Here is a 15,535-nt window from a genome sequence, read left to right as displayed (position 1 = left end):
GGACGAAAATATTTCCAAAGCACTAGACGCAGTGGATGAGAGAATGTCAAAAATCTCATTTAACATTATAGCAATTCGTAGCAACGGTATTAATGAACAAGCTAAAGCAACGAGTTGTGCTGCTGATATCCAATTCCAAAACGGTAAAAGTCATGATATCGAGTATCAAGCCCAGCTAACTTCGGATGACCAAATTTACGTTGAAGTGTTTGGTTTATAAATGAGTATGCTAGAAATCTATAAATTCGAAAGCATTACACTTCAATGCTTAGCTCTAAACGATGGCAAAATCTGAAAACATACTGGATTTATCCTAGCCGCATGGATGCGGCTACTGCACTCAACCCTACAATTACAAATAACCCATTCCTGCTAAACCAATGAGGTAGACTCAGAGCTTTCTCAGCTTGTTGGAAAAAGTCGCACATAAATGGTTAGGCTAATACAGGGCAAAAATTCATGGATGAATGGTGACTGCCGAATGGATTCGGCATAAAAAAAGCGACATAAAAAGTCGCTTTCTTTGTTTTTATCTTCTCTTAAGTCAAAGAAACTTAAAATAAAGTATGGCGTTCGATGAAGGATTCGAACCTTCGACCCTCTGCTTAGCATACCACTACAGCTTTCACTGCCACCTAACATTCAGGCTTTGTGGTCTGGACTATCCCACTACCATATTCCGAAGAACGTAGGTCGAAGCCGTCTAGTCTCTGCACCTTCCTAGCTTTCACTAGGCTTGGCTCAGGATTGCCATCTGATAATAAACAGGAAGGTTTCCCTGAATTTGACTTCATTCACTTTGAAGGTTTCCCAACAAAGGCTCCTAATTTTGATACTAAGTATCAAGCTTTAAGGCAGATGCTCTATCCAACTGAGCTAATCGAACGAAATTTTTAAAGTTACATACATGAGAAAACAATAATACGTTCAAATCATGCCGTCAAATCACATAAGATATAATGTAATTGTCATTTAATATAACTTACCAAAATATTACGTACTTTGGTAAGCTAAATTTTTAAAATGGTAACGTTACCACCTCTGCAAGCCCCACCCACTCAATTACCCTGTTATTTTGGTAACTAGTTAGGGGGTTATTCTTGCTCTATCCAGCTGAGCTACGGGCGCATCGAAAACTTCAAAAGTTTGCCTGTAAGCAACCGCTTCTTGAAGAAGAAGTGGTCGGCGATGCAGGATTTGAACCTGCGACCCCTTGGACCCAAACCAAGTGCGCTACCAAACTGCGCTAATCGCCGATGCTTACTATTGTTTGCGAGTGACCTCGTTAACAACGGGGTGCATAATAGTGATTTGGCCGAGTCAGGTCAAACATTTTTTTAAGAAAATAATTCAATCGGTCACTTTTAGTTCATAATGGTTAAATATTGCAAATATAAGCTAAAATTTGAACTCTTTTTTATAAATAGACGCTTTATATCATATTGCATCTTGGCGCTATGCAGCTTTTCTGCGAAAATACGCAGCATAATAAAATATGATCAAACAAACGTGTTTGTTATATCCATGCCCCTTATTCGGATGATCATATTTTGATGTATCAGTATCAAGTTAACTAACCCCAATGAAAGGTCACCCATGACGGCAAACATCATCGATGGTAAGGCAATAGCTAAACAAGTACGCAGTAATGTGGCAGAACGAGTTGCAGCGCGTGTTGCAAACGGTTTACGTGCTCCAGGACTCGCAGTCGTGTTAGTTGGTCAAGATCCAGCAAGCCAAGTATATGTAGGTTCAAAACGCAAAGCCTGTGAAGAAGTCGGCTTTGTTTCTAAATCTTACGATTTACCTGGCGACACGACAGAGCAAGACTTACTCGCATTAATTGATCAACTTAATGAAGACAAAGAAGTAGACGGCATTTTAGTTCAACTTCCTTTGCCGCAAGGTCTTGATGCAGAGAAGATTCTTGAACGTATTACCCCTCATAAAGATGTTGATGGTTTCCATCCTTATAACATTGGCCGTTTAGCACAGCGTATGCCAGCACTTCGCCCCTGTACACCTAAAGGGATTATTACCCTACTCGACTCTACGGGTGTGCGTTATAAAGGCATGCATGCGGTTGTGGTTGGTGCATCGAACATTGTTGGTCGTCCTATGTCACTTGAGTTACTGCTTGCCGGTTGTACAACAACGGTGTGTCATAAATTCACGCAGGATTTAGAAACTCATGTGCGTCGTGCAGACTTATTGGTGGTGGCTGTAGGTAAACCCGAATTTATTCCTGGTGACTGGGTTAAAGAAGGCGCTATCGTCATTGATGTAGGTATTAACCGCCTTGAATCTGGCAAACTTGTGGGTGATGTTCAATATGATATTGCCGAACAAAAAGCGCACTTCATCACGCCTGTGCCAGGTGGTGTCGGCCCGATGACTGTTGCAAGCCTCATTGAGAACACCCTTGAAGCATGTGAAAAATATCACAGCTAATAATGATTGATTGTAAAAAGGGTTGCCACATGGCAACCCTTTTTTATTGTGAAACGAATACGTTTACACGCGTTTAAGTTTTAGCATTTGCGGCAACACCGAAAAAATAATCATCGTAAACATAATCAGATACTGCCATGGTTGGTATTGCTCATTTAATAAAATAATTGCACAGATGATCCCTGCAATTGGATTCGCAATCGTGCCAAACGAAAATTCAGCCACACTCATACGCCCAAGTAACCATACATATAAAATATAGGCAATCGCTGTATTGGGCACAATAAGCCAAAATAATGCACTGTATTGTAGCGTTGAAATAGGCTCAAAAACGCTGTGGTAATTTGTTGGATTAATGAAGCTGCCGTCTATAACCGCAGCGAGTAATAAAATAGTACCGCCAATAATTAACTGCCATGTAAGCACCACCCACCAATGAATACTGACTGATAAGGTTTGTACAAGGGTACTGCCAATCACAATCGTCAGTAATGCCCCCAATAAAGCACCGACACCCAGTGCATTTAAAGCGACATAAGCGGGGTCGAACAATAACCATGCAAGCACGACTAATACGGCTGCACTAATAGCTTGAGGCTTTGCAGGTCGCTGTCCTTTTGCTATCCATGCATATAAAAGTGCGACCACGGGGACCGACACCATGCCAACACCTGCAATTGCTGCAGGAAGATTAATCGCCATAATAAAGATAAACGCAAAAAACAGGGCGATGTTTATAGCGCCTAAAACGAGTAAGCTGGGCCATTGACGCGCGCGAGGAAAGCTTGGTTTTATTAATAATAAAAGTAACCCTGCGGGTAATGCGCGTAACGCACCTAATAATAACGGCGGCCAATCAGGGGTCGCATATTTTGTCACCGCATAAGTTGTACCCCATAAAAAAGCGGGGATCATGGCAAGAAAAATATTCAATGTAAGTCCTTATAAATGCACAATAGCGATAAAATAAAACCTCAACTTTTATTGAGGTCAATACTTAAAAATAAAAAACTAAAAACAAAAAAGGCTGCCAATATGGCAACCTTTTGTCGGTTTCAATTTTAGCTTAGTGTTTACGCTTTACGCCACGTTGTTTTTCCAGCAGAGTCTTCAAGCACCACACCTAACGCATTTAGCGCATCACGTGCTTCATCAGCAGCGGCCCAATCTTTGTTAGCGCGGGCTTCATTACGTTGCATGATTAAGGCCTCAATCTGTGCTACTTCGTCATCGTCTTGACCGCCTTGCAGGAAGGCTTCTGGGTCTTGCTGCGCAACACCTAATACTTCGGCAATACTACGAAGCACAAAAGCTAATTTTCCAGCTTGCTCTGCATCGCTGTCTTTCACACGGTTAAGCTCTTTTGCTAATTCAAATAACACAGGTAATGCTTCAGGTGTATTGAAGTCATCGTCCATTGCTTTTCTGAATTTTGTAACGTATTCATTGTCGGCTAATTCACACTCAACAGGTGTTACACCGCGTAATGCCGTGTAAATGCGCTCTAATGAAGAGCGTGCTTGCTCAAGGTTCTCTTGCGAGTAATTAAGTTGGCTGCGGTAATGACCCGAAATTAAGAAATAACGAACCGACTCAGCATCGTACTCTGTTAGTACGTCACGTACGGTAAAGAAGTTGTTCAATGACTTAGACATCTTCTCTTTATTTACCTGCACCATGCCTGTATGGATCCAGGTATTTACGTACTTACCGTTGTTTGCACAGCATGATTGAGCAATTTCGTTTTCGTGGTGTGGGAACTGTAAATCTGATCCTCCCCCATGAATATCAAAATGCTCACCTAAATGTTTAGAGCTCATTGCCGAACACTCAATATGCCAACCAGGACGACCCTCACCCCATGGCGATGACCACGAAGGCTCACCTGGCTTGGCTCTTTTCCAAAGTACGAAATCAAGCGGATCTTGCTTATCTTGCGCAACTTCAACACGCGAACCCGCTTGCAACATAGTTAAGTCTTGCTGTGAAAGTGCGCCGTATTGCTCAAATGTTGATACATCAAACAATACATCGCCGTCAGCTGCTACGTAAGCATGACCTTTCGCTATTAAACGCTCAACCATGGCGATGATTTCATCCATGTGGTTGGTTACCGTTGGCTCAACATCAGGACGAAGCATGTTTAAACTATCAAAGTCTTCGTGCATCGCTTTAGTCATACGGACTGTTAAGTCATTTATAGACTCACCGTTTTCATGAGCACGCTTGATTATTTTGTCATCAACGTCCGTAATATTGCGGACATATTTTAAGTCGTAACCAATATGGCGCAGGTAACGGACAATAACGTCGAAGCCAACAAAAGTACGCGCATGTCCAATGTGACAGTAATCATAAATAGTGATACCACACACATACATGTCGATTTTGCCATCAACAAGGGGTTTAAACTGTTCTTTTTGTCGTGTAAGTGTGTTGTAAATTTGTACCATTTATAAAATGTCCTTAACGGTGTTTCGAGATTCTCTATGGTAACACTTGCAAAGCCACTGCTCTAGCGCTTTATCAATTGAACAAGCACTTTGTTAATCTTCTCAACAAGCACTTTGTTAATCTTAGCTAAGTGCTATAAAATAACGGCATTATTAAACCAGATATAGGAAACCTCATGGTTGTTCTACACACAAACTTTGGTGATATCACCATCAAAATGCACGAAAGCGATGCACCAAACACTGTTAAAAACTTTTTAGAGTATGCAAACGCAGGCTTTTACAACGGCACTATTTTCCACCGTGTAATTGATGGTTTCATGGTTCAAGGCGGTGGTTTTGAGCCAGGTATGGTTCAAAAAGAAGTTAATAACCCTATTCAAAATGAAGCAAACAATGGCCTAGCAAACAAAGTTGGTACATTAGCCATGGCACGTACGCCTGATCCACACTCAGCGACTGCACAGTTCTTCATTAACGTGAACGACAATGATTTCTTAAACTTCAGCAGCGAAACTTCACAAGGCTGGGGCTATTGTGTGTTTGCAGAAGTAGTTGAAGGTATGGACATCGTAAACAAAATCAAAGGTGTTGCGACTGGCAGCGCAGGCTTCCACCAAGACGTACCACTTGAAGATGTAATTATCGAAAAAGTAACTGTTAGCTAAGCTAACGGTGAGTCTTTATAAGCGGGCTTAAGCCCGCTTTTTTGCGAGTGACTATGAAACAGAGCTATTTTATTGCCGACCTCCATTTAACAGAAAACCGCCCTGATATCACCACGGCATTTTTTGATTTTCTTGATGACAAGATTATTAATGATGACGTAGATGCGTTATATATTCTGGGTGATTTTTTTGAAGTTTGGGTTGGTGATGACTATCAAACGACACTTTCAGAACGTGTGGCTGCACACTTAAGACAAGCAGCTGAAAGTGGTACTGAGCTTTTTTTCATACACGGCAATCGAGACTTTATTATGCGTGACGGCTATGCCAACAGCGCCAATATGACGTTGCTGCCTGAACAGGTTGTTATTGATTTATATGGCACGCCGACGGTGCTACTGCATGGCGATGAAATGTGTACTCAAGATATTGAATATCAAAAGTTTCGTAAAAAAAGTCGTGGTTGGTGGTGGCCTAAGCTCATGTTAGCGATGCCACTATGGTACAGAAAGAAAATTGCCCGTAACGCCCGCGAAAAGTCAAAACAAAGCCAAGCAGGTAAAGCACTCGAAATTCTTGATGTAACCGAAGAAGCTGTACTTGCCATGTTCAAAAAGCACCACGTTGCCAATATGATCCACGGTCATACACACCGCCCAAATGTTCATCAATACACTGTTAATGGTAAAACGTTAATTCGTACTGTGTTAGGTGACTGGTATGAACAAGGCTCATATTTAAGAGTAACCCCCAACAATCAAGAACTCGTCCACACCCCCTTTAAATCGTAAGAATTTTAGCTATGCTTGAACAGAGTCTCCGTTTAAAGCGTGCCGTTTTATGATTACACGATTAACATGCCTGTGCTGCTTACTAGTTTGCTTTACACTCAATAGCCAAACTTGGCGGTTAGTCACAGAGCCTTTCCCACCTTTTCTAATCGATAATAGTGAAAAACCGGGTTGGGTTCATGAGGTGGTTATTGCCGCTTTAAAAAGTCAAAATAAAAAAGCCGTCATTGAATATACACAGTGGGCTCGGGCACTTAAATTAGCCAAACGACATAAGCACATTGCTGTTCTAGGTGCTTTTTACTCAGAAGATCGAGCCAAAGTATTTTATTATTCAAAACCTCTCGGCTTTGCCAATGTTGTCTTGTTTAAGCGCCAAGATGCCGTAATTCGTTACAATGGCTCTATTGATTCTCTGAAACCTTATACCATTAGTATGGGGGAAGATTATGTAAGTAGTGAAGAATTTACGAACAACACAACATTAGGTATTACAACCACACGTGATTTAGTTGAAAGCCTTTACTTGCTTCAGCAAGAACGGGTTGACCTCGTAGCAGGTACGCAAGAAGTGGCTGAATACTGGCTCGCACATAATAGTAAATTACAAAACAGCGATGTGGTTATTACCGCGTTAAAACCCAATATTGCGACTCATCAACTTTATATCATTTCAGCTAAAAGCCATCCTCAATCAATTGAATTTCAAAACGAATTAGAAAAAGGCTTGGTCGAAATAATTAACAATGGCCAAGCAGAAATAATCCTTAATCGTTATCATCTAAGTGACAAAGAAAAACAAGCCTTCTACTCACCATTTATTCGCACTGAGATGCCTTAAGCAGGCACCCCACTGTGAAATTTAAAATCGTCATCAGGCGTTGAAATTAACTCAGCTTCAATGTGCGCAAAAAATTCGACACGCTCGCTGATATCGAACTCACAGATCTCTTGCGCAAGTGTTAAATAGTCTTGGTAATGACGCGCTTCTGAGCGCAGCAATGAAATATAAAAATCACCTAAGCGTTTATCAACATGCGGCGCTAATTTGGCAAAACGTTCACACGAGCGTGCTTCAATGTAGGCACCAATAATTAACTTATCAACTAAGGCATCTGGCTCGTAAGTTTTTACGTGGCGCAGCATCCCTTTGGCATAACGACATGGGGTAATACTTTTATACTCAATGCCATATTCATCCATAATCTCAAGCACTTGATAAAAATGATGCAGCTCTTCTTTAATAAGCATGACCATTTTATCAATGAGATCTTGCCCATAAGGTGAATCCGACTTTGGGATCATCGACTTAGTCAGCTTGTTTTTATCGGCAAGCTCACGCCAATCGCCGTCGCGCTTATAAATAAGTGTTTCAAAGGGCTTTAACCATTCAAGTAACGCATCCGCACTTTCTTTATCAACCGCATACTTACGAATTAAAAACATCGCACTCTGTGCCGCTTTTAATTCACAAATTAAGTGATCGATTAATACGATATCTAAGTTTTCTTTTTTGGTTGCCGCAACAATCCACTCATCGGGTGTTTCGCATTGCAAAAATGACTGTATCGGGGCTAATAATGCAGAGTAAGGCACTGATTCTATTCTCATCGTCAAACAAGCGTGCATTTTACCACATAAATATCGTTTCACTCCATGACCCAAATCAGGGCAAAAGTAATTTCTTATATGCACTAAAGAGTTACATCTTAACTGAGTATTCGATTATTTCAGCTTCTTGACAAGATTTAATAAGTGAACCATAACTTAATCAAAGCTGTACAAAAATAAAACAGCTCATATTCCTTTTTTACAGGGGCAACAATTATGATTCTAAACCATCTATGGGGCTTATATGCTCATCCACTCGAAGAGTGGCAAACCATTGATAACCGGCATGAAAGCTTGCGTTACAGCTTATCACATATCTTACTTATCGCGTGTATCCCCTCTATTATGGGGTATTACTCTTCAGTTCATTTGGGTTGGAGCATTGGCTCAGGTGAGGCAGTCTTTTTGACCCATGATAGTGCATTGCTTATCGCGGTTGCGATGTATTTTGCACTAATAGTAGGCGTATTTGCGCTGGCCTACCTTGCGCATTGGATGGCCGTTACGTTTGGAGCAAAACCGACCTTTACACAAACTTTGGAACTTGCTGCGTATACGGCAACACCGGTGTTTATGTCATCGCTTGCTGCATTTCTACCCGAGCTGTGGTTTGTCGTGTGTGTAGGCTTGGTCGCGCTTGCTTACTCGGTATATTTACTCTACACAGGGGTGCCCATTTTAATGCATATCCCTGAGGAGCGAGGTTTTATTTATGCCAGTTCAGTGGTCACATGCGGACTGATTTTATTGGTTATTATTTTAGCTGCAACCGCTATTTTGTGGACTAACGGCATTGTCCATCCTATGTTTACCTAACGAGAATTAAATCCTTTCTTTCCACAAACAAAAAAGGAGCTCGCAAGCTCCTTTTTTATTATTCAAGCGAGTTGCTAATTAATCAGCACCATTCTCTTCTTGATTGTGTAACTCTAAACCTGACGACATTGCATTTTCACGTGTTGATTTCGCTGAATCATTACGTAAGCGGTCAATGCGGTTTAAATAATCCTGATCAATATCACCCGTAATATACTGACCATCAAATACCGATGTTTCAAAACGTGTGATTTCAGGGTTCTCTTGGCTTACTGCCGAGATTAAGTCATCAAGTGACTGATAGATTAGGCCATCTGCACCAATACTTGCATTAATGTCTTCTACTTCACGGCCATGCGCAATCAGCTCAGCAGCCGAAGGCATGTCAATACCGTACACGTTCGGGAAGCGTATTTCAGGCGCTGCTGAAGCAAAGTATACATTTTTAGCACCTGACTCACGTGCCATCTCAACGATTTGCGCTGAGGTAGTACCACGTACAATTGAGTCATCTACAAGCAGTACATTCTTACCTTTGAACTCACGGTCAATCGCATTTAATTTCTGGCGAACTGACTTTTTACGCATTTCTTGGCCAGGCATGATAAATGTACGACCAATATAACGGTTTTTAACGAAACCTTGGCGGTATGGCAAGTTAAGTACAGAAGCAATTTCCAGTGCGACATCACATGATGTTTCAGGAATAGGGATCACAACGTCAATGTCTTTATCGGCCCATTCACGTGCAATTTTTTCACCGAGCTTGGTACCCATGTTGACACGCGTTGCATACACTGACATACGGTCAATGTTTGAATCTGGGCGTGCAAAGTAAACAAACTCAAAAATACAAGGCGAGTAACTCGTTTTTTCAGCACAAGGTTGAGAGAAAAGCTGACCGTCTTCAGTCACATAAATCGCTTCGCCTGGCGCAACATCACGTACAAACTCAAAACCGTCTGTTTTTAATGCGACGCTTTCTGATGCAAACATATATTCTGTGCCGTTTGCCGTTTCACGCTTACCAAATACTAACGGACGAATACCATTCGGGTCACGAAAAGCAACAATACCGTGGCCGATGATCATTGCAATTGTTGCATAGCCACCATTTACTTTATTGATTACTTCAGTGACAGCATCAAAAATGTCTTGTGCTTCAAGCTTTAATTTATTTGGCTTACTTAACTCATGCGCCATGATATTAAGTAAGATTTCAGAGTCTGATGTTGTATTAACATGACGGCGAGCTTCTGAAAATAATTGCTGCTTTAATGCTTCTGCATTTGTTAAGTTACCATTGTGCGCAAGTGCAATACCAAATGGCGAGTTAACATAGAAAGGTTGCGCTTCAGACGAGCTAGATGAACCAGCTGTCGGGTAGCGAACATGGCCAATACCAATCGTTCCTTGTAGACGCTTCATATGACGGGTATGAAATACATCTTTAACTAGGCCATTGGCTTTACGTAAGCTAAACGTGTTGTTTTCAATGGTAATGATGCCAGCTGCATCTTGACCGCGGTGTTGCAAAACAGTTAAGCCATCATATATCGCCTGATTAACAGGAGAAGTTCCGACTATGCCAACGATACCACACATTAAATTTATCCTCGCCGATTAACGGTTTACAGAATTTAAAAAACTTGAGTTGTTTTCGAGGTACGAAAAGAACCACTCAACAACAAAGCCAAATTCTGGAATCAAAATAGAGTTGCCCCACCAATGCGTATTAGGCGCACCGGTAAAAGCATCAAGAAAGAAGAGTAACGCGCTCACGACCAACACGCCTCGAAGCGCACCAAACACTATGCCAAAAACACGGTCGGTGCCAGATAAACCAGTACGTTGTACAAGCTCACCTAAAATATAGTTTAGTAATCCACCTAACAGGAGTGTCGCAAAAAATAATATGGCTATTGCGGCAGCATTTCTTAAAAGGGGTTCTGAAATACTTGTTAGGAAGGATGCTAAATATTGGTAAAACAAGCTAGAGATGATAAATGCGCCAGCCCATACAGCCAATGACATTGCTTCTTTTACAAAGCCACGTATTAAGCCAATGATGGTAGACAGTGCAATGATGCCAAGTATGGCGTAATCAACCCAGATCATAATAACCAACTAGTCGTTAATTTGGGGCGCATTCTATACCCAAACCACCTGTAGATGCAAGATTTCAGCATGATATAAAACGTATTTAGACAAGGCATTGATTGCAGGCAATAGTGATATCTTGGCTAAATCAACAAGGCAGTAAAAACATGTTTTAGCCATGCCCTTTGGCACGTTACAAGGGGGGCTATACGGTGTTGTGGCAACTTAAATGATACTTGAGCTGTATCGCCACCCGTTCGGTGAAAGCCCCCTTGTCGCTGTTACAGGATTCGTTAGGGGGTTAAGGGGTTAAGGGGTTAAGGGGTTATACCAATCCGCAATTAGACTAAATCACTTTAAGGAACTAAATAAGCGCATTGGTATGAAAGCGTGCAACTTAGGTTAGATCACTTTGTTACTTCAAACTGAGTAACTTTGCCATTTAACTTGGTTAGCTGTTTTAACTCGGGCAGTTTACTCTCAAGCTCTTTCTTATTCAGTGACGGACCCACAAAGACTTTTGTTAAAGTGCCATTAGGGGTCTTAATTGGACGAGTGAAGGTTTTAAAGCCGTTTGCTTTTAGCTTTTCTTGCAGTGATTTAACGTTTGGAGCGTGCGAAAAGCTACCGAGTTGAATCACATAAGCCATTTGCGTCAAGTTTTCTTCGGCTTTGCGTGCCGGTTCTGCTGTTTTTTCAGCAGGCTTAGGCTGCGCTTTAACTTGCGTTTTAACTTCCGCTTTAGGCTCTATTTTAGCAATAGTCACGGTGTCGTCTGTCGATGCTTCGACCATTTTGGCGGGTTCATCGATTTGTTTAACGTGGTCTGAAGCAAGCTTTGCGTCATCAGCCTGAATATCTTCTACCTGCGCTGCTAAGGGCTGCTCTGTTGAGGCGACCTTATTATCAATCGCCTCTTGTAAGTCAATCGTCGTGAACTCTGGGCGTTCAGGGATCGCTTTAAAGCCGTCTGTGTAATGAACCTTCTCTCCATCCAAAATATTTGGAATAAAGACAATAGCCGCTACAACCACAATGGTGGTCCCTACTAAGCGATTAATAAACCCTGCGTTCACCGAATTCCTCTCTATTTTTTAAAGTAGTTAATGGCTGCAGCCACAGTGATAAACGAACCAAACACAATCACTAAGGTGTTCGCATCGACTGTTTGCACTATTTTATCCAGCGCAGCTTCTACATTGGGGTAATGCGTGCTGGGTGCTGTCGATGGTGTCTCAGCCAGTGCCTTCGCTAGATTTTCAACTGTGTCTCCACGAAAACAATCTAAGCTCGCTAATGACCACTCATCAACCACATCTGCCACGGCCGACATCGCAGCCACTTTATCTTTATCTGCAAGCATAGCGACTAATGCATGAATTTTAAACCCTTGATCTTTATACACGCTTAATTTGCGCGCTAAATAACGTGCTGACTCAGGATTATGTGCAACATCGGTAAAAACACGTGGTGTGTCGCTTAATTGTTGAAAGCGCCCTTCTACCGTTAAATTTGCCAAGCACTCACGCACCTGCTGCTCACGTGGTAAAAGTGCAAGCTTGCTTAATAACGTCAGTGCAGTTGCAGCGTTTTGACAAGGGATGGCAGGCTTTGCAAAGCGCCAGTTATTTCCCTGATACTGCCAATTAAACCCGTCTGCGTCCTCGGCAAAAGTAAAATCACGGCCAGATAACACCATATCCGCGTTAATTTCATTACCGTAATCGGTAACCGTATGAGGTATATTTAAATCGCCAACAACTGCGGGAGTATTGTTACGAAAAATACCGGCTTTATCGTAACCGACAAGCTCACGTGTATCACCTAGGTATTCTTTATGATCAAGGTCGATGGTAGTAATCACACAGGCATGCGGTGTAACAATATTTGTTGCATCGTATCGTCCACCTAACCCGACTTCTAACAGCACGTAATCAACAGCATGGCGTTTAAAGATAGCTAACGCGCCTAAGGTGCCATATTCAAAATAAGTCAGTGACGTGTCACCTCGGCCTTTTTCGAGCATATCAAACGCATCAACATGAAATTGATCGTCCAGCTCTTGTCCGTTAATACGCACTCGCTCGTTATATCGAATTAAATGAGGAGAAGCATACGTACCAACACTAAAGCCTTGCGCCAGAAGAAGGCTTTCAAGACAACGCGCAGTCGTGCCTTTACCATTCGTACCTGCGATAAGGATAATTTTGCTAGGGCTATTGAGTAAATCGACTTGATTAGCAACGCGTGCAACGCGCTCTAAGCCCATCTCAATATTTGCAGGGTGGATACTTTCTAAATAACAAAGCCAATCATCAAGGCTCGATGATTGGCTAGGAAGGATTTCTGTCATAGCGTGTAATCAGTTAAGCTGAAATTTACGCTACTCTATGCTCTTGTTCGGTAGAAGGCAAGTTCATAAATTTTGCGAGGATGCGAGCAAGGGTGTCACGCATTTCACGGCGGTCAACGATCATGTCAATTGCACCGTGCTCTAACAAGAATTCACTGCGTTGGAAACCTTCAGGAAGCGTTTCACGTACTGTTTGCTCAATAACGCGTGGGCCTGCAAAACCAATTAATGCTTTTGGCTCAGCGACATTAACGTCACCTAACATGGCAAGTGATGCAGATACACCGCCCATCGTTGGGTCTGTTAATACTGAAATAAATGGCAAGCCTTTTTCGCTCATTTTAGCTAAAGCTGCACTTGTTTTAGCCATTTGCATTAATGACATTAATGCTTCTTGCATACGCGCACCGCCCGATGCAGAGAAACAGATAAGCGGCATGTTGTGCTCTAAACATTGGTCAACAGCATCAACAAAGCGTGCACCTACAACCGACGCCATTGAACCACCCATAAATGAGAACTCAAATGCAACAGCAGCGACTGGAATACCTTTTAAACGGCCTTTCATTGCAACAAGTGCGTCTTTTTCACCGCTTACTTTTTGCGCCTGCGTGATACGATCTGAATACTTTTTAGAGTCTTTAAACTTTAAAACGTCCTTTGGCTCATGCTGTGCACCAATTTCTTGGCGGTCAGCGTCATCTAAAAAGTTTTCAAGACGCTTACGACCACTTAAACGCATGTGGTGATCGCATTTAGGGCATACATTGAGTGCTTTTTCTAATTCTGCTTTATATAAAATTGAATCACAGTCTGTACACTTAGCCCAAACCCCTTCAGGGATTTCTTTTCGACCTGACGATTTAGTCGTTTTAGGTAAGATTTTTTCTAACCAACTCATTTGCAACTCTCTTAATACTGTTCTGTGTCGCAGTCTGCTAAAGTGAAATACCACTTAGTAATTTACACAAGAAATAAGCAGACAGATTTTTTCAATTAAAACATGAATTACCCGCAGACGATATAAAAAACTGGTCTTAGTAGTGAGCCATTCGCAGTTAACTATCTGAATCAGGTAAGAACAAAGGTCCTAATGGGGTTTTAGGAATACCAAAATGCTCAGGGTAATCCACGTCCACTAAATACAGTCCCGCCGCTTTTGCAGTGGCACTTGCCTTTGCACGCTCTTTTAAATCAAGTAATTCTTTTAACCACACTGGCTCATGCTTATGTAAGCCAATATCCATTAAACAGCCCGTGATATTTCTCACCATATGGTGCAAAAATGCATTGGCTTTAATGTCAATAACGACATAGTCACCCTGACGTTTTACAGACAAGTGATGAATCGTTCTATTTGCCGTATTCGCTTGGCAATGCAGTGCGCGAAACGAAGTAAAGTCATGCTCACCTATTAAATACTGACAGGCTGCTTGCATTTTAGTTTCATCTAGTGGGTGATGAAAGTGCGTCACCCCTTCGCTCATAATTGCGCCACGATAAGTGTAATTGTAAATCACGTAACGATATCGACGCGCCGTCGCACTAAAGCGAGCATGAAAATCTTCATCAACAGGCTTTGCAAAACGTATCGAAATATCTTTAGGCAGTAAGGTATTCATGCCCATCGTAAACGCGACCATTTCACGTTCTGCGTGTGTATCAAAGTGCACGACTTGCCCAGTGCCATGCACTCCAGCATCAGTTCGGCCAGCACAGACTATTTCAACGGGGTGATTACAAATGCGCGACAACGCAGTTTCTACTTCTTGTTGTACGCTATTAACATGTGACTGGCGCTGCCAACCACTATAACGTGCGCCGTTGTACTCTACTCCAAGTGCTACTCGCATAATGACATATTTACCTAGTGTGCTTAATGACGGGGCATTTTATGCGATCTACGAGCGCAATAAAAGCCACCATCGCAGATCACACAATGCTGTGTGCTCAGATATTAATCGTCTTCAATATTATCTAAGCCCTTCGTGCCTTCTTTAGCCCGTAGCTTATGATGTATTGCCGACTTAATGAGCATGTAGCCACTGATAGGTGCGGTAATTAATAAAAAGATAGAAATTAAAATTTCTTTTACGCTCACGCCATCGTGGGTGTAAGTAAAATAAACCATGGCAGCAATGAGTAACGATGCCATACCTAATGTTGTTGCTTTCGTTGGCCCATGTAAACGCATGAAGAAATCAGGCATTTTAACTAACCCTATTGAGCCTATTAAAATAAAGCAACCACCAATTAATAATAAGATTGATACAATCCACTCACTCATCATCT

Annotated in this window: 16 protein-coding genes and 1 tRNA gene; 6 read left to right on the top strand and 11 right to left on the bottom strand. The window is 41.9% G+C overall.

The window, feature by feature from the left end:
- The first annotated feature begins 43 nt into the window (after window positions 1-43).
- A complete protein-coding gene (locus LPA49_RS12870; protein ID WP_199527839.1) occupies window positions 44-220 on the top strand; it encodes a hypothetical protein in 177 nt (58 codons plus the stop codon).
- Between the two features lie 959 nt (window positions 221-1,179).
- Here the strand turns inward: LPA49_RS12870 and LPA49_RS12865 are convergent.
- Window positions 1,180-1,256 (bottom strand) — tRNA-Pro (locus LPA49_RS12865).
- A gap of 340 nt (window positions 1,257-1,596) precedes the next feature.
- Here LPA49_RS12865 and folD point away from each other — a divergent pair.
- Window positions 1,597-2,451: a bifunctional methylenetetrahydrofolate dehydrogenase/methenyltetrahydrofolate cyclohydrolase FolD gene (gene folD / locus LPA49_RS12860; protein WP_036969836.1), complete on the top strand. Its 855-nt coding sequence runs from the start codon at window positions 1,597-1,599 to the stop codon at window positions 2,449-2,451.
- 63 nt (window positions 2,452-2,514) lie between these two features.
- On the opposite strand, the gene LPA49_RS12855 is transcribed toward folD, so the two are convergent.
- Together LPA49_RS12855 and cysS are read right to left on the bottom strand one after the other, a co-directional pair.
- On the bottom strand, window positions 2,515-3,384 hold the full coding sequence (locus LPA49_RS12855; protein ID WP_036969839.1) for a DMT family transporter: 870 nt from the start codon (window positions 3,382-3,384) through the stop codon (window positions 2,515-2,517).
- A gap of 140 nt (window positions 3,385-3,524) precedes the next feature.
- Complete coding sequence (gene cysS / locus LPA49_RS12850; protein WP_036969840.1) at window positions 3,525-4,904, bottom strand: cysteine--tRNA ligase; 1,380 nt, start codon at window positions 4,902-4,904, stop codon at window positions 3,525-3,527.
- 176 nt (window positions 4,905-5,080) lie between these two features.
- Between cysS and LPA49_RS12845 the strand changes: the two genes are divergently transcribed.
- Genes LPA49_RS12845 through LPA49_RS12835 form a run of 3 tightly spaced genes read left to right on the top strand, consistent with a single transcriptional unit; the run spans window position 5,081 to window position 7,204 of the window.
- Window positions 5,081-5,572, top strand: a complete 492-nt coding sequence (locus tag LPA49_RS12845; protein ID WP_036969841.1) for a peptidylprolyl isomerase — start codon at window positions 5,081-5,083, stop codon at window positions 5,570-5,572.
- Window positions 5,573-5,625: 53 nt separating this feature from the next.
- Window positions 5,626-6,363 carry a UDP-2,3-diacylglucosamine diphosphatase gene (locus LPA49_RS12840; protein ID WP_036969843.1) on the top strand — a complete coding sequence of 246 codons (738 nt, stop codon included), beginning with the start codon at window positions 5,626-5,628 and terminating at the stop codon, window positions 6,361-6,363.
- Between the two features lie 49 nt (window positions 6,364-6,412).
- Window positions 6,413-7,204: an ABC transporter substrate-binding protein gene (locus tag LPA49_RS12835; RefSeq protein WP_230236695.1), complete on the top strand. Its 792-nt coding sequence runs from the start codon at window positions 6,413-6,415 to the stop codon at window positions 7,202-7,204.
- Here LPA49_RS12835 and miaE read toward each other — a convergent pair.
- Window positions 7,201-7,959 (bottom strand): tRNA isopentenyl-2-thiomethyl-A-37 hydroxylase MiaE, encoded by a 759-nt coding sequence (miaE, locus tag LPA49_RS12830; protein WP_074988700.1) that lies wholly within the window; start codon window positions 7,957-7,959, stop codon window positions 7,201-7,203. The two genes, LPA49_RS12835 and miaE, sit on opposite strands and share 4 nt — an antisense overlap.
- Before the next feature lie 231 nt (window positions 7,960-8,190).
- Here miaE and LPA49_RS12825 point away from each other — a divergent pair, with 231 nt between their 5' ends.
- The gene (locus LPA49_RS12825) at window positions 8,191-8,790 is read left to right on the top strand and encodes a Yip1 family protein (protein ID WP_036969848.1); all 600 of its coding nucleotides are present in this window, start codon (window positions 8,191-8,193) and stop codon (window positions 8,788-8,790) included.
- 78 nt (window positions 8,791-8,868) lie between these two features.
- Here LPA49_RS12825 and purF read toward each other — a convergent pair whose 3' ends face one another.
- The 7 genes from purF to LPA49_RS12790 all read right to left on the bottom strand — a co-directional run bounded on the left by purF (window position 8,869) and on the right by LPA49_RS12790 (window position 15,533).
- Window positions 8,869-10,395, bottom strand: a complete 1,527-nt coding sequence (gene purF, locus LPA49_RS12820; protein WP_065978800.1) for an amidophosphoribosyltransferase — start codon at window positions 10,393-10,395, stop codon at window positions 8,869-8,871.
- A gap of 18 nt (window positions 10,396-10,413) precedes the next feature.
- Window positions 10,414-10,908: a CvpA family protein gene (locus LPA49_RS12815; RefSeq protein WP_036969851.1), complete on the bottom strand. Its 495-nt coding sequence runs from the start codon at window positions 10,906-10,908 to the stop codon at window positions 10,414-10,416.
- Between the two features lie 389 nt (window positions 10,909-11,297).
- Window positions 11,298-11,966 carry an SPOR domain-containing protein gene (locus LPA49_RS12810; protein ID WP_036969853.1) on the bottom strand — a complete coding sequence of 223 codons (669 nt, stop codon included), beginning with the start codon at window positions 11,964-11,966 and terminating at the stop codon, window positions 11,298-11,300.
- Window positions 11,967-11,977: 11 nt separating this feature from the next.
- Window positions 11,978-13,243, bottom strand: coding sequence for a bifunctional tetrahydrofolate synthase/dihydrofolate synthase (gene folC / locus LPA49_RS12805; RefSeq protein ID WP_065978798.1), 1,266 nt, complete (start codon window positions 13,241-13,243; stop codon window positions 11,978-11,980).
- Between the two features lie 25 nt (window positions 13,244-13,268).
- Complete coding sequence (accD, locus tag LPA49_RS12800) at window positions 13,269-14,144, bottom strand: acetyl-CoA carboxylase, carboxyltransferase subunit beta (RefSeq protein WP_036969857.1); 876 nt, start codon at window positions 14,142-14,144, stop codon at window positions 13,269-13,271.
- Window positions 14,145-14,301: 157 nt separating this feature from the next.
- Complete coding sequence (truA, locus tag LPA49_RS12795) at window positions 14,302-15,096, bottom strand: tRNA pseudouridine(38-40) synthase TruA (RefSeq protein ID WP_036969860.1); 795 nt, start codon at window positions 15,094-15,096, stop codon at window positions 14,302-14,304.
- A 104-nt stretch (window positions 15,097-15,200) separates the two neighbouring features.
- The gene (locus tag LPA49_RS12790; protein ID WP_036969868.1) at window positions 15,201-15,533 is read right to left on the bottom strand and encodes a Na+/H+ antiporter subunit G; all 333 of its coding nucleotides are present in this window, start codon (window positions 15,531-15,533) and stop codon (window positions 15,201-15,203) included.
- Window positions 15,534-15,535 lie beyond the last annotated feature (2 nt).

Origin of the sequence: Pseudoalteromonas sp. MB41, assembly GCF_020966275.1 — a bacterium.
GTDB lineage: Bacteria > Pseudomonadota > Gammaproteobacteria > Enterobacterales > Alteromonadaceae > Pseudoalteromonas > Pseudoalteromonas lipolytica.
This window is presented reverse-complemented; position numbering and strand designations above follow the sequence as displayed.